Annotated in this window: 11 protein-coding genes; 5 read left to right on the top strand and 6 right to left on the bottom strand. The window is 70.3% G+C overall.

The genetic code is table 11. The features are described 5' to 3' along the window. Positions 1-224: 224 nt before the first annotated feature. Positions 225-2,057 carry a WD40 repeat domain-containing protein gene (locus tag ABT254_RS19420; protein WP_351471282.1) on the bottom strand — a complete coding sequence of 611 codons (1,833 nt, stop codon included), beginning with the start codon at positions 2,055-2,057 and terminating at the stop codon, positions 225-227. A gap of 409 nt (positions 2,058-2,466) precedes the next feature. After that, positions 2,467-2,994: a hypothetical protein gene (locus tag ABT254_RS19425; protein ID WP_351471285.1), complete on the bottom strand. Its 528-nt coding sequence runs from the start codon at positions 2,992-2,994 to the stop codon at positions 2,467-2,469. Between the two features lie 408 nt (positions 2,995-3,402). Here ABT254_RS19425 and ABT254_RS19430 point away from each other — a divergent pair, with 408 nt between their 5' ends. Together ABT254_RS19430 and ABT254_RS19435 are read left to right on the top strand one after the other, a co-directional pair. Continuing rightward, positions 3,403-3,927 (top strand): hypothetical protein, encoded by a 525-nt coding sequence (locus ABT254_RS19430; RefSeq protein WP_351471287.1) that lies wholly within the window; start codon positions 3,403-3,405, stop codon positions 3,925-3,927. A gap of 262 nt (positions 3,928-4,189) precedes the next feature. After that, complete coding sequence (locus tag ABT254_RS19435; protein WP_351471290.1) at positions 4,190-6,583, top strand: M4 family metallopeptidase; 2,394 nt, start codon at positions 4,190-4,192, stop codon at positions 6,581-6,583. A gap of 59 nt (positions 6,584-6,642) precedes the next feature. Here ABT254_RS19435 and ABT254_RS19440 read toward each other — a convergent pair whose 3' ends face one another. The 4 genes from ABT254_RS19440 to ABT254_RS19455 form a co-directional block, all read right to left on the bottom strand. Next, entirely contained in the window at positions 6,643-7,842 is a 1,200-nt protein-coding gene (locus ABT254_RS19440; protein ID WP_351471292.1) for a glycoside hydrolase family 64 protein, read from the bottom strand. Positions 7,843-8,012: 170 nt separating this feature from the next. Next, positions 8,013-8,768 (bottom strand): dienelactone hydrolase family protein, encoded by a 756-nt coding sequence (locus ABT254_RS19445; protein ID WP_351471294.1) that lies wholly within the window; start codon positions 8,766-8,768, stop codon positions 8,013-8,015. A gap of 127 nt (positions 8,769-8,895) precedes the next feature. Continuing rightward, positions 8,896-9,516: an L-threonylcarbamoyladenylate synthase gene (locus tag ABT254_RS19450; protein WP_351471296.1), complete on the bottom strand. Its 621-nt coding sequence runs from the start codon at positions 9,514-9,516 to the stop codon at positions 8,896-8,898. Positions 9,517-9,525: 9 nt separating this feature from the next. Continuing rightward, on the bottom strand, positions 9,526-10,023 hold the full coding sequence (locus ABT254_RS19455; RefSeq protein WP_351471299.1) for an FBP domain-containing protein: 498 nt from the start codon (positions 10,021-10,023) through the stop codon (positions 9,526-9,528). A 71-nt stretch (positions 10,024-10,094) separates the two neighbouring features. Here ABT254_RS19455 and ABT254_RS19460 point away from each other — a divergent pair, with 71 nt between their 5' ends. The 3 genes from ABT254_RS19460 (at position 10,095) to ABT254_RS19470 (ending at position 13,473) form a co-directional block, all read left to right on the top strand. Continuing rightward, positions 10,095-10,673, top strand: a complete 579-nt coding sequence (locus ABT254_RS19460) for a TetR/AcrR family transcriptional regulator (RefSeq protein ID WP_351471302.1) — start codon at positions 10,095-10,097, stop codon at positions 10,671-10,673. Between the two features lie 16 nt (positions 10,674-10,689). Continuing rightward, positions 10,690-11,874 carry a GDSL-type esterase/lipase family protein gene (locus ABT254_RS19465; protein ID WP_351471305.1) on the top strand — a complete coding sequence of 395 codons (1,185 nt, stop codon included), beginning with the start codon at positions 10,690-10,692 and terminating at the stop codon, positions 11,872-11,874. Positions 11,875-12,123: 249 nt separating this feature from the next. Next, the gene (locus ABT254_RS19470) at positions 12,124-13,473 is read left to right on the top strand and encodes a transaminase (RefSeq protein WP_351471308.1); all 1,350 of its coding nucleotides are present in this window, start codon (positions 12,124-12,126) and stop codon (positions 13,471-13,473) included. Positions 13,474-13,494: the final 21 nt, after the last annotated feature.

The following is a 13,494-nucleotide window of genomic DNA, read 5'->3' on the forward strand; positions in this document are numbered from 1 at the left end:
GAGCCCGAGGTATCGGGCACTGCCCCGCCTCACCTGCCTCACTGACGGCCCATGGCGCGGGCTCCGCTGCGGCTGCGGCTGGGATGATCGACCCCGGTTCTCGTCGGCCGCTTGCTCCAGCTCCGCGCTGGTGGCCGCGAACAAGCGGTGGTGGCCAGCAAGGGGAACGTCAGACCGCCGTGTCCGGCAGCTCGGGCAAGTCCCGTGCCGTTGCCGGACCGTCCTCAGGGGCGGGGTGGGGCCAGGACCGCGACCTCCCAGCCGAAGCCCACCACCAGTCGGCCGTCCGGGGAGACCTCCACCGCACGGACCGGCCCGGGGAACACCAACTGCCCGGCGGGCCGGCCGGAGGGCAGGTCCCATAGGTGCACCATCCCGTCCTGGCTGCCGCTGACGGCGATCGGACGGCCGTCCACCACTCCCGTCGCCACCGCTCGCACCTCGTCGGTGTGTCCGGTGAGGGGTTCGCCGATCGGGCCGCCGGTGGACAGGTCCCACATCCGCACCGTGGTGTCCCAACTGCCGGTGACCGCGAGCGGGCGACCTTCCACCACCGCGGTCGCCACCATCACGCCCATTGCCTTCACCAGGCCGTAGTGGCCGGTGAGGGGTTCGCCGATCGGGCGGCCGGTGGTCAGGTCCCAGATCCGCACCGTGGTGTCCCAACTGCCGGTGACCGCGACCGCGCGGCCTTCCACCACCGCGGTGGCCACCGAACTCACCAGGCCGTAGTGGCCGGTGAGGGGTTCGCCGATCGGGCGGCCGGTGGGCAGGTCCCACACCCACACCGTCCCGTCCCAACCGCCGGCGGCGATCACCGGAGTTCCCTCGACGGCCCCGGTCGCGAGCGACCACACCGGGCCGGTGTGGCCGACGAGGGGCTCCCCGACGGGTCGGCCCGTCGACAGGTCCCACACCCGCACCTCCCCCTCCCAGCTGCTGGTGACGATGACCGGACGGCCGTCCAGCACGGCGGTGGTCACCGACACCGCCGGGTGCGAGTGGGCGATGACGCCTTCGGCGGCGGGTCGGCCGGTGGCCAGGTCCCACACCCGCACCGTCCCGTCCCGGCTGCCGCTGATCGCGACCGGGCGACCGTCCACCACCGCGGTCGCCACTGCCCACACCCCGTCGGTGTGTCCGGTGGGGGGCTCACCGCCCGGGCGGCCGGGTGACAGGTCCCACACCCGCACTTCTCCGTCCTCGTTGCCGCCGGTGACGGCGACCGGGCGACCGTCCACCACCGTGGTCGCCACTGCCCACACCCCGTCGGTATGGCCGGTGAGGGGTTCGCCGAGCGGGCGGCCGGTGGCCAGGTCCCACACCCGCACCGTCCCGTCCTGGCTGCCGCCGACCGCGACCGGGCGGTCCTGCACCGATCCCCTGGCCAGCGCGTACACCCCTTCGGCGGCGCCGGTGAGGGGTTCTCCGACGGGCCGGCCTGTCATCAGGTCCCACCTCCGCACTGTCTTGTCCGGGCTGCCGGTGACGGCGACCGGGCGACCGTCCACCACCGTGGTCGCCAGGGCCCACACCCCGTCGACATGGCCGGTGAGGGGTTCGCCGACCGGGCGGCCGGTGGCCAGGTTCCACACCCGCACCGTCCCGTCCCCATTGCCGACGACGGCGACCGGGCGACTGTCTATGACCTCCGTCGCCAGCGCCTGCACCGGGCCGTTGTGTCCGGTGAGGGGCTTTCCGACGTGCTGACCAGTGGCCAGGTCCCACATCCGTACTGTCCCGTCCCGGCTGCCGCTCACCGCGAGCGGGCGGCCGTCCAGCACCGCCGTCGCCACCGCTGTGACCACTTCGGTGTGGCCGGCGAGGGGGTGGCCGACGGGTCGGCCCGTGGGCAGGTCCCAGAGCCGCACGGCGCCGTCCCCGCAGCCGCCGACGACAACCGGGCGGCCGTCCACCACCCCCGTCGCCACTGCACAGACCTCGCCGTCGTAGCCGGTGAGCGGTTCGCCGATCGGGCGGCCGGAGGCCAGGTCCCACACCCTTACCGTGCGGTCCTCGCTGCTGAAGGTGACGGCGACCGAGCGGCCGTCCACCATCCGGTTCGCGTTGCTGGAGGCGGCGCACGCCCTTGGTGCCCGGCCTGGCTGCGTGAGCTTCCGGCGGTGCAGGTCCTGCGCACGATGTGGGTGCAGAACTACCACCGCACCGTGACCTGGGCCGGGCGGCCGGCCTCTCCGTACGACACTGACGCGCGCTACGGCCTCAAGCAGGGCTCCTGGTGGACCGGCTACAAGATCCACATCAGCGAGTTCTGCGACGATCCCGATGGCCAGGACTCGGCTGCCGTCGGCCAGGCGACGGCCCCCGGAGCCGACGGACCTCCACCGCGCTTGATCCTGGTGGAACGGCCACCCACTCGACCGCACCCGTGTCAGCCACCTTGCCCGTCTCGACCTCTCCCTCTCCGCGTGACTGAACAAGCCGGCAGGATCATCACCCGCGTGCTCACCAGAGCCCGCTCGGCTCCCTGCCGGCCGCCCGGAGCAGGATGGACCGTGTGGAACCCATCCCGTACTTGTCGACGTCACTGGAGAGCGCGGCCACGTTCAGCAGAAGCGGACGGATGTCGATATGGGCGCTGTGTGCCTGCCCGCACAGATCGTTCAGGGCGACCATCATGTCCCGTGCGTCGCGGCCCTGATCCTCCACGGACATCTCCAGCAGTCGCTGCCGGAAGCCCTGCGGTGTGGACTCGAAGGGCAGTGTCGTCGCCCAACAGAACGAGTGGCAGCGCTCCAGGAGGGCGCGCAGGGCGGCCCGGACGTCGTCGCCGCCCTCCTCGTAGAGCGAGAGCACGTCCCGCAGCGCTCCCTCGGCCTCCGCCCGGATGCCCGCCTCGTCCAGCGGACGCGGGCCTTCCTGGACCTTCCGCATCCAGTCGGGGTCGGTGAGATCCACCGGCCTGCTCGCGATGGGCTCGATACAGGCATCGATCACGGCGATCCATTCCTCGAGCTCTGCCAGTTCCCCCATCGCACTTGGCTCCCGTCCGCCCGCTGGTGACATGCAGCCGCCCCCTCCGCGGCGGGAGGTTGGGGCCGTAGAAGCATAGGGCGCCACGGCCGCAACGGACGGGACGTCCCGGCACCCCGCGGGCAGCGGGCCGCAGCCGTCCTGCGTCGCCCCGAATGTCTTCCGCATGGCCGCGGCGTGAGCAGGGATCACCGAGGCGCAGCGTGGAACCGACACCGAGCCGCGAGTTACCCCCAAGTTATCGAACGCCCAAGCGCATCCCAGGTGTTGGGCGGCCGAAAGCCAAGGGGTGGCAAGGATTCAGTGAGGTCACTGATTCTTCACTTCGTATTTCTACCCGCATAGACCCGGTGGTGCTGTCATGCACACACCCGCCCGGAATCCCGGGCCCATCGCGGGAGAACCCCCATGCGTGCCATGCGCCGCCTCACCGCCACCACGGCATCCCTCACGCTCTCCGTCGCCGGTCTCATCATCGGCACGGGCTCGGCCGCGCACGCGGCCAGTTGCTCTCAGTCCTATCTGCCGCTGCCGGACCCGACCTGCCAGCCCGGCGCCTACAACCCCGACGTCACCCAGGACACGATCGACTCCACGATCTGTGTGTCGGGCTGGACTGCCACCGTGCGCCCCTCCACCTCGTACACCAACGCCCTGAAGGTCAAGCAGATAGCGGAGTACGGCTACTCGGACACCAGCACCTCGGACTACGAGGAGGACCACCTCGTCCCGCTCGAGCTCGGCGGCGCTCCCAAGGACGCGCAGAACCTGTGGCCGGAGCCGCGGTACGGCGACGAGACCGCCTACAGCAAGGACTCGGTGGAGAACAAGCTCAAGAAGGCCGTCTGCGCCGGCACGGTCACCCTCGACGACGCCCGCAGCGCCATCGCCAGCGACTGGACCACCGCCCTGTCCTCCCTGGGCCTCAGCTGACTTTCCGGTGTCACCCGGCGGTCTGCCCGCATCCCCGGCGGGCGGGCCGCCTCGTCGTACAGAGGGATAACCCTCGATTGACCGGAACCCTGCTGACATGGACCGGTCAAGGCTGTCATCCTCCTCCCCAACTGCCGCGCCCACCCCCCACGTTCTCACCAAGCAGTGACGATCCCGCACAGCTCGGCTCGTCCCGGGCGGTACACCCGTCTGCCCGGTCTGTCACCGGCCGCCCCACGCGGCCGCAGCAGTAGGAGAACGAGTGAGACGCATCCCCCGCAAGCGGACAGCGGTCGGAGCCCTGGTCTCCACCGCGGCCTTCCTCGCCGTCGGCATCCAGTCGGTCCCGGCGCACGCGAAACCCGCCGCCCCCCATCCCAGCCCCCTGCGCGCCGGGGGACTGGAGGCAAGGCTGACCCCGGCGCAGCACAGCGCGCTCATCAAGAGCGCCAGGCAGAAGGCCATCGCGACCGCCCGCACGATAGGCCTCGGCGCCAAGGAGAAACTGGTCGTCAGGGACGTCGTCAAGGACAGGGACGGCACCCTGCACACCCGCTACGAGCGGACCTACGGCGGCCTCCCCGTCCTCGGCGGCGACCTCGTCGTGCACACCCCGCCGGCCTCCCTGGCCGCGGGCACGGTGAGCACGACCTTCAACAACAAGCACACCATCAAGGTCGCCTCCACCACGGCGACCTTCACCAAGGCGGCCGCCCAGACCAAGGCCCTCAAGGCGGCCAGGTCCCTGCACGCCGAGCGGCCCACCACCGACAGCGTCCGCAAGGTCATCTGGGCGGGCAGCGGCACTCCGAAGCTGGCCTGGGAGACGGTGGTCGGCGGCTTCCAGGACGACGGCACACCCAGCCAGCTGCACGTCATCACGGACGCCACCACCGGCAAGGAGCTCTACCGCTACCAGGGCATCAAGACGGGCACCGGCAACACGCAGTACAGCGGCACGGTCACGCTGAACACCACGCTGTCGGGTTCGACGTACCAGCTCTACGACACCACCCGCGGTGGCCACAAGACGTACAGCCTCAACAACGGCACCTCGGGCACCGGCACCCTGATGACCGACTCCGACGACGTCTGGGGGACCGGGTCGGGGTCCAACACGCAGACCGCGGGCGCGGACGCGGCCTACGGCGCCCAGGAGACCTGGGACTTCTACAAGAACACCTTCGGCCGCAGCGGCATCAAGAACGACGGCGTCGCCGCCTACTCCCGCGTCCACTACAGCACGGCGTACGTCAACGCCTTCTGGGACGACGACTGCTTCTGCATGACCTACGGCGACGGCTCCGGCGGCACCCACGCGCTGACCTCGCTGGACGTGGCCGGACACGAGATGAGCCACGGCGTCACGTCCAACACGGCGGGGCTGGAGTACAGCGGCGAGTCCGGCGGCCTCAACGAGGCCACCTCCGACATCTTCGGCACCGGGGTGGAGTTCTACGCCAACAACAGCAATGACGTCGGCGACTACCTCATCGGCGAGAAGATCGACATCAACGGCGACGGCACGCCGCTGCGTTACATGGACAAGCCGAGCAAGGACGGCGGCTCCGCGGACAGTTGGTACTCCGGCGTCGGCAACCTCGACGTGCACTACTCCTCCGGCCCGGCGAACCACATGTTCTACCTGCTGTCCGAGGGCAGCGGCACGAAGACCATCAATGGTGTGACATACGACAGCCCGACCTCCGACGGCGTCGCCGTCACCGGCATCGGACGGGCCGCGGCCCTGCAGATCTGGTACAAGGCGCTGACGACGTACATGACGTCCAGCACCAACTACGCCGGAGCCCGCACCGCCGCCCTCAATGCCGCCGCCGCCCTGTACGGCACCGGCTCCACGCAGTACGCCGGTGTCGGCAACGCCTTCGCCGGTATCAACGTCGGCAGCCACATCACCCCGCCCTCCTCGGGCGTGACGGTCACCAACCCGGGCAGTCAGTCCTCCACCGTCGGCACGGCGGTGAGCCTGCAGATCTCGGCGAGCAGCACCAACAGCGGCTCGCTGACCTACGCCGCGAGCGGACTGCCCACCGGTCTGTCGATCAACAGCTCCACGGGCGTGATCTCCGGTACGCCGACGACGGCCGGCACCTACAGCACCACCGTCACGGTGACCGACTCGACCGGCGCGACCGGCACCGCCTCCTTCACCTGGACCGTCAGCTCGAGCGGAGGCGGCGGCTGCACCTCGGCCCAGCTCCTGCGCAACCAGGGCTTCGAGTCGGGCAACACCACCTGGACCGCGACCAGCGGCGTCATCACCAACGACAGCGGTGAATCGGCGCACGGCGGCTCGTACTACGCCTGGCTGGACGGCTACGGCTCCACCCACACCGACACGCTGTCCCAGTCGGTGACCATCCCGAGCGGCTGCAAGGCCACGCTCACCTTCTATCTGCACATCGACACGTCGGAGACCACCAGCAGCGTCGCCTACGACAAGCTGACGGTCACCGCCGGTTCGAAGACCCTGGCGACGTACTCGAACCTCAACGCCGCCTCCGGGTACGCGCAGAAGTCCTTCGACCTGTCGTCGCTGGCAGGGTCGACCGTCACCCTGAAGTTCAGCGGTGTCGAGGACTCCTCGCTCCAGACCAGCTTCGTCGTCGACGACACCGCGCTGACGACCGGCTGAGCCCGCTCGCACGAAGCCGGGCCTCACCCTCGTCCGCCGCGGGGTGAGGCCCTTCGTCGTCAGTTGAACGGGTCGAGGGTCAGGTTCGCCTGCTGCGGGCTGCCGTCATGGACGAGCGACTCGTGATTGCCGACGTCGTCGAAGGCGAACGCGTAGGCCTTGCCGTCGGCCATCTGCGCGTGGATCGCGCGGGCGTACTGGTTGGTCACCGCGTCCTGGTAGAAGTTGGCCGAGGACGCGTCCGGCTGGTTGGTGTTGACCAGCAGGGTGGAGCGGTTGAAGCCGGCGCACAGGGTGCGTGAAATGGGGCCGCGTACCTGGTCGTTGGGCGCGTCGAGCAGTTTGTGGCAGCCGAAGACGCTGTCCGCGTCCGGTTTCTGGAAGGTCGTGACCACCTTGCCGGAGCCGTCGGTGAAGTTCATGACGCCGCCCGAGACCCTGCCGTAGTACTTGGTGTTCGGCTGGTCGCCGAACGGGGTCACGGTCAGGGTCGCCGATGTGTACTTCTGCCAGACGCGGTTGATGTAGTCGTCCATCACCGATGCCGGCAGCGCGCCGGACTCCAGTCCGTGTCCTGGTGCCAGTGCCCGCAGTACCGTTCCGTCGGAGCGGGTCTGGATCAGCCCGGCCCAGCCGCCGGACTTCCCGCGCAGATCGTTCAGGACGCCGTTGTAGCCGCCCGGCTTGAGGTGGCCGGTGGTGGTCGTGCTCCCGCCCGCTCCCTGGACGCCCACCGCGTAGGGCGCGGAGAACATGTCGACCTGGGTGCTGTTGAGCCACAGGCCGGAGTCGTTGAGTGTGTACTCGGACCAGTTGAACAGGATGTCGTGGTTGGGGTCGCTCGGGTTCTGCACGGCGGGCTGCACGAGACCGCCGGTGGTCAGCTTGAACACGAGTTTCTGCCCGTAGGAGAAGTAGATGCGTCCGGAGAACTTGGGGATCCGGATCGTCTTCGACCGGCCCGCGGCCGGTCCCGCGATCGACGCGTCCGGCGCGGGGGTCGGCGGGTTGCCCCCGGCCGGCCAGGCGTGGAAGGTGCCGTTCGCGTCCGCCCAGCCCTGCTGTCCCGTCGAGAGCAGGGTGCCGATCGTGTAGACGTAGACCGCGTCGGCGCGGCCGGAGTTGTTGGTCACCTGCAGCGGGATCGTGTCGGGCACCGCCGCCCTGGCGGACGAGGGTGCCTGGATCGCGATCACCGCGGCGACGAGTGCGGCTGCGGCTGTGGGGGCCGTCAGACGGCGAGTGAGCTTGTGGTGCACGCTCCACCTCCGTGTGTGGGGTCACTTGAGGCGATGGGCCGAATTGGTCCGTACCTGTTCTTGAGAGCGCTCTCAAACTGGCACCGGAGTTGCGTGCATGTCAATAAGGATGACGTCAGGGAAAGAAAAGGCGCCCGCGGGACGAACCCGCGGGCGCCTGCGGCGACTTGTCAGAAGGTCCGCCGGAGAAGGTCGAGGAGCGCCTCCCAGTGGCGCTCGTCGGCCTCCTTGCCGTAGGCGGCCGTGTCGGCCTGCGTGAACCCGTGGTGCGCCCCCGGGTAGACCTCGCAGCGGTGCCGGACACCTGCCGCGGTGAGCGCGTCCTCCAGGCGCTGGATCTGCTCCGGGGGCAGTGACGGATCGTTGTCGGCGTGCCCGAAGTACACCTCGGCGGTGATGTGTTCGGCCACCAGGTGCGGACTGTCCGGGTCCTCCGTCGCCAGCCGGGCGCCGTGGAACCCGGCCGCGGCGGCGACCCGGTCCGGGTAGGTGCCGGCGGTCAGCAGGGACAGCCGCGCGCCCATGCAGTAGCCGGTCAGCGCGACCGGGCCGTCCGCGACGAGGGGGGAGTCGGCCAGCCACTGCAGATACGCGGCCGCGTCCCGCATCGCCAGGTCGGGCGTGACGGACTGGAGCAGCGGGCCGACCTTGCCCCAGATCTCCGGACGGGCCTCCGGGTCGATGAACTCGGGCAACTCGATTACCGGCGTGCGCCCATGACGGTAGAACACGTTGGGCACCAGCACCGTGTAGCCGGCCTCGGCGATCCGGTCGGCCATCGACTTCAGGTGGGGGCGGATCCCGAAGGCGTCCATGTAGAGCAGGACGCCGGGCCGGGCGCCGCCGTCGGCGGCGTGCGCCACATAGGCATCGGCGACTCCGTCCGGGGTCGGGATGTCAACGGTGATTCCTTGTACGGAGGTCATGGGGGGCTGCCTCTCTGCGCGCTCGGCGCCGACCGACTCATCCGGCCCGACGGGGCCGGCCGCGGCCATCGTTGCACGTGCCACCCAACCTGCCGAAAGGGCCCCCGGCCTCGGCAGATGCTGGAGTTCACTCGAACCGCGAGGTGTCCCCGGCCCCCCGCCGTACGATCTCCGCCTCGCCGCCCGAGAAGTCGATGACCGTCGTCGGCTCGGTGCCGCAGTCCCCGGAGTCGACCACCGCGTCCAGCACATGGTCGAGACGGTCCTTGATCTCCCAGCCCTGCGTCATCGGCTCCTCCTCGTCGGGCAGGAGCAGCGTGCTGGACAGAAGCGGCTCGCCCAGCTCGGTGAGCAGGGCCTGGGTGACGACGTGGTCGGGGATCCGCACACCGACCGTCTTCTTCTTCGGGTGCTGCAACATGCGCGGCACTTCCCTCGTCGCCGGCAGGATGAAGGTGTAACTGCCGGGCGTCGACGCCTTGATGGCGCGGAACACGTCGTTGTCGACCCGTACGAACTGGCCGAGCTGCGAGAAGTCCTGGCACACAAGGGTGAAGTGGTGCCGGTCGTCCAGCTTGCGGATCGTACGGATCCGCTCGATGCCGTCACGGCTGCCCAGCCGGCAGCCCAGGGCGTAGCAGGAGTCCGTCGGATACGCGATGAGCGCATCCGCGCGGATGCTGTCGGCGACCTGGGTGATGGTGCGCGGCTGGGGGTTTTCGGGGTGCACGTCGAAGTACTTCGCCATTCGCCGAGCTTATGCCGAGCCGACCTTGGCGACGAACGCGGCGACGTTCGCCACCGTGCGCCGGATCTTCTCCTCCAGGGTGATCGTCTCGTGCAGCCGCGCCCCGATGCCCGCGTCCCGCTTGCCCCGCACATACAGCGAGCAGGCGAGGTCGGTGCAGATGTAGGCGCCCACCGAGTTGCCCTGCTGCCCGGCCCTGCCCGCCTTGGGGGCGACCATCAGGGAGACCCCGCCCGCGTGCGTGGTCAGGCACATCGAACACATGCTGCGCCGCGTCTGCCCCATGGCGGGGGCGGAGCTGCGCAGTGCGACGGCTCGGGGGCGGCCGTCACTCCACTCGGTGACGAGATAGGCGCGGCCCGGGGCCTGGGGGTCGCGCCAGCCGAGGTAGTCCAGGTCCTCCCAGGGCCGCTCGGCCAGGTCGCGCGGGACGGGCAGGCGCCTGGCCTCGCCCTTGGTGCAGTTCACGAAGGCGGCGCGGATCTCTTGCTCGGTCAGCGGTTCCATAACCTCACGGTAAGTTGCCTAAATGCTTTAGGCAAATGCATAATCGGCTCTGGTGAGAGAGGAGGGCGGCCATGGCGCGCGTCGGGCTGACCACGGAACGGGTGGTCCGGGCAGGAGCGGAGCTGGCGGACGAGGTCGGCTTCGACCAGGTGACCGTCTCCGAGCTGGCCCGCCGCTTCGACGTCAAGGTGGCGAGCCTGTACTCGCATGTGAACAGCTCCCAGGACCTCAGGACGCGGATCGCCCTGTTCGCCCTGGAGGAGCTCGCCGACCGGGCCGCCGACGCTCTCGCGGGCCGCGCCGGCAAGGACGCCCTGATCGCCTTCGCCAACGCCTACCGCGACTACGGCCGCGAACACCCCGGCCGCGCGGCCGCGGCGCGCATGCGGCTGGACCCCGAGACCGCGGCCGCCAGCGCGGGCGTGCGCCACGCCCGGATGACGCGCGCGATCCTGCGCGGCTACGACCTGACGGAACCGGACCAGACGCATGCCGTCCGGCTGCTTGGCAGCGTCTTCCACGGCTACTCGAGTCTGGAGACGGCCGGTGGCTTCAGCCACAGCGCCCCCGACTCCGAGGAGAGCTGGACGCGGATCCTGGACGCCCTCGACGCGCTGCTGCGCAACTGGCCCACCACCCCGACCCTTTGACGGACAGGCTGAGGACATGCTGACCGAGCACGACTGGATCACCACGCCCGTCACCGCCGAACTGCTGCGCGGCGCCCTCGACGTGGAGCGCACCGAGCACGGCGTGCTGCCCCACCGGCTGCCCGCCCGGGCCCGCGCCCAGTGCACCGATCCGCAGCTGGCCGGCGCCGAGTCCCAGCCCTCAGGCGTACGGCTGGCGTTTCGCACGCGCGCGACGGCCGTCGAACTCGACGCCCTGCCGACCAAACGCATCTACGTCGGCGCCCCGCCCCGTCCGGACGGCTTCTACGACCTCCTTGTCGACGGCCGCCCGGCCGGCCGGGGCAGCGTCGAGGGCGGCAACACCGTGACCATCGACATGGTCGCCGGCACGGCCGAACTGCGGCACGGCTCCGTGGGCACCCTCCGCTTCCCCGACCTGCCCGCCGAGGAGAAGGACGTCGAGATCTGGCTCCCGCACAACGAGACCACCGAACTGGTCGCCCTGCGCACCGACGCCCCCATCGAGCCCGGCCCGCCCAGCGGCCGCAAGGTGTGGCTGCACCACGGCAGTTCGATCAGCCAGGGCTCCGACGCGGCGAGCCCCACCACCACATGGCCCGCATTCGCCGCCTCCCTGGGCGGCGTCGACCTGATCAACCTGGGCCTGGGCGGCAGCGCCCTGCTCGATCCGTTCACCGCGCGCACCCTGCGCGACACCCCGGCCGACCTGATCAGCGTGAAGATCGGCGTCAACCTGGTCAACACCGACCTGATGCGCCTGCGCGCCTTCACCCCCGCCGTCCACGGCTTCCTCGACACCATCCGTGAAGGACATCCCACGACACCGCTGCTGGTCGTCTCGCCCATCCTGTGTCCGATACACGAGGACACACCCGGCCCCAGCGTCCTGGACTTCACCTCCCTGAGCGACGGTCAACTCCACTTCCAGGCCATGGGCGATCCCGGGGAACGCGCGAGCGGGAAACTGGCCCTCGGTGTCATCCGGGACGAGCTGGCCCGCATCGTGGCCCAGCGGGCCGACTACGACCCGAACCTGAACTACCTCGACGGCCGCGAGCTCTACGGCGAGTCCGACCACGCCGAACTGCCCCTGCCCGACCAGCTTCACCCGGACGCCGAAACACACCTGCGCATCGGCGAACGCTTCGCCTCCCTGGCCTTCGCCCCGGGCGGCGCCTTCGCCGACCACACCGTCTGAACGGCCCGCTCCTCGTCGCACGCACCCGTAGCCACGCGGCCGCCCGCATCGTCTCGGTGTGCCGCTGCGCGAAGTCGCCGATCACTCTCGTACGGGTGAGTGATTCTCCGCCATCCGGACGCCGCTCGGTACGGTGCGGTGCGCGCGATTCTATCGCTTCACCAAGCGATTCAGCGGCAATACCTTGTTCAGCCAAGGATTTCCGTCGTACGCTCCGCGTGTTCTGTCGTATCCAGAGTCGGGGATTCCATGGACCGCGCCCGTTTGCAGGACCTGCTCGCCCGTGAGAAGGAGCAGGCCGCATACCGCTGCCCGCGCTCGAAGGACGCCTATGCGCGGGCCGACCATCTCTTCGGGCGCGTGCCGATGACGTGGATGAACAAGACGGCGGGTGCCTTTCCCCGCTATCTGGCAACCGCCCGCGGCGCCCGCGTCACCGACATCGACGGGCACGAGTACGTCGACTTCTGTCTCGGTGACACCGGAGCGATGGCCGGTCACTCCCCGGCGGTCGTGGCCGATGCGGTCCAGCGCCGGTTCGCCGATCTGGGCGGCGCCACCGCGATGCTGCCCACCGAGGACGCCGAATGGGTCGGTGCCGAGCTGACCCGCCGCTTCGGCCTCGCCCGCTGGAGTTTCTCGCTGACGGCGACCGACGCCAACCGGTGGGCGATCCGGCTCGCCCGGGCCGTCACCGGCCGGCCCAAGATCCTGGTGAACAGCTACAGCTACCACGGCAGCGTCGACGAGTCGCTCATCGTCGTCGGCCCTGACGGCAGGGGAGCGGCCCGCCCCGGAAACGTCGGCGCTCCCTGCGACGTCACGCTCACCAGCCGCGTCGCGGAATTCAACGACCTGGAACAACTGGAACGCGAGCTCGCCCACGGCGATGTGGCCGCCGTCCTGATGGAACCCGCCCTCACCAACATCGGCATCGTGCTGCCCGAACCCTGCTACCTCGAAGGCGTCCGGGCGCTGACCCGTCGCCACGGCACCCTGCTCATCAACGACGAGACCCACACCTTCTCCGCCGGCCCGGGCGGCTGCACCGCCGCCTGGGACCTGGAACCCGACCTCCTCACCATCGGCAAGGCCATCGGCGGTGGCATCCCGGCCGGCGCGTACGGTCTGTCCGCCGAGCTCGCGGACCGTCTCCTCGGCCGCGCCGACCTCGACCTGGTCGACATGGGCGGCGTCGGCGGCACCCTGGCCGGCAACGCCCTCTCGGTCGCCGCCATGCGCGCCACGCTGGAACACGTCCTGACGGAGGACGCGTTCGCCCGCATGGCCAAACTGTCCGAACGCTTCGAAGCGGGCGTCCGCGCGGGTGTCGACGCCCACGCGCTGCCCTGGTCGGTCAGCCGGCTCGGCGCCCGCACCGAATACCGCTTCGCCTCGCCCGCGCCCCGCACCGGCACGGAGTCCGCGGCCGCAGGCGACCCCGAACTGGAGGACTTCCTCCACCTCTATCTGGCCAACCGGGGCATCCTGCTGACCCCCTTCCACAACATGGCACTCATGTGCCCGGACACCACCGCCCAGGACGTCGACCTCCACACCGAGGTCTTCGCCGCCGCCCTGGCCGACCTGGCAGGCTGAGCCGGCCCGACGGGACCGGGC

Source organism: Streptomyces sp. NPDC001137 (assembly GCF_040298885.1).
Classification (GTDB): Bacteria; Actinomycetota; Actinomycetes; order Streptomycetales; family Streptomycetaceae; genus Streptomyces.

Excerpts from the sequence above, each read along its gene's own strand:
- ABT254_RS19450 (WP_351471296.1), bottom strand. The coding sequence starts at position 9,516 with ATGGCGAAGTACTTCGACGTGCACCCCGAAAACCCCCAGCCGCGCACC.
- ABT254_RS19455 (WP_351471299.1), bottom strand. The coding sequence starts at position 10,023 with ATGGAACCGCTGACCGAGCAAGAGATCCGCGCCGCCTTCGTGAACTGC.
- ABT254_RS19445 (WP_351471294.1), bottom strand. The coding sequence starts at position 8,768 with ATGACCTCCGTACAAGGAATCACCGTTGACATCCCGACCCCGGACGGA.
- ABT254_RS19420 (WP_351471282.1), bottom strand. The coding sequence starts at position 2,057 with ATGGTGGACGGCCGCTCGGTCGCCGTCACCTTCAGCAGCGAGGACCGC.
- ABT254_RS19470 (WP_351471308.1), top strand. The coding sequence starts at position 12,124 with ATGGACCGCGCCCGTTTGCAGGACCTGCTCGCCCGTGAGAAGGAGCAG.
- ABT254_RS19460 (WP_351471302.1), top strand. The coding sequence starts at position 10,095 with ATGGCGCGCGTCGGGCTGACCACGGAACGGGTGGTCCGGGCAGGAGCG.
- ABT254_RS19425 (WP_351471285.1), bottom strand. The coding sequence starts at position 2,994 with ATGGGGGAACTGGCAGAGCTCGAGGAATGGATCGCCGTGATCGATGCC.
- ABT254_RS19465 (WP_351471305.1), top strand. The coding sequence starts at position 10,690 with ATGCTGACCGAGCACGACTGGATCACCACGCCCGTCACCGCCGAACTG.
- ABT254_RS19430 (WP_351471287.1), top strand. The coding sequence starts at position 3,403 with ATGCGTGCCATGCGCCGCCTCACCGCCACCACGGCATCCCTCACGCTC.